Origin of the sequence: Chitinophaga varians, from assembly GCF_014529945.1 — a bacterium.
GTDB lineage: Bacteria > Bacteroidota > Bacteroidia > Chitinophagales > Chitinophagaceae > Chitinophaga > Chitinophaga varians.
This window is the reverse complement of sequence record NZ_JACVFB010000042.1, coordinates 1-430: the sequence shown is the minus strand read 5'-3', so window position 1 is coordinate 430 and position 430 is coordinate 1. Positions and strand designations below refer to the sequence as shown.

Here is a 430-nt window from a genome sequence, read left to right as displayed (position 1 = left end):
GCTGGCCGGCCAGGTAGGCGTATATGCCGGCGTGATGTATGGAGAGTATAACCTCTCAGGAAGCCTGGCCAGTATTGCCAACCGCGTGTCTTACTTCCTGAACCTGCATGGACCAAGCATGACGCTGGACACCATGTGTTCCTCTTCGCTGACAGCTATTCATCTGGCATGCCAGGACCTGAAGCAGGGTCGTACGGACCTCGGTATAGCCGGTGGTGTTAATGTGAGCATCCATCCCAGCAAATACCTGATGCTGAGCGCTGGCCAGTTTATCTCCGGCGACGGCCACTGCCAGAGCTTCGGCGAAGGGGGAGATGGGTATATTCCCGGCGAAGGGGTTGGGGTAGTGGTGCTGAAACGCTTGTCAGAAGCGGAGCGGGACGGTAATCATATTTATGGTGTTATCAAAGGCAGCTCACTGAACCATGGT

Annotated in this window: 1 protein-coding gene; it reads left to right on the top strand. The window is 55.6% G+C overall.

Annotation, left to right across the window (positions count from 1 at the left end):
• Nucleotides 1-430: beta-ketoacyl synthase N-terminal-like domain-containing protein (locus ICL55_RS34960; RefSeq protein WP_188106716.1), on the top strand; the 430-nt coding region annotated here is incomplete at both ends.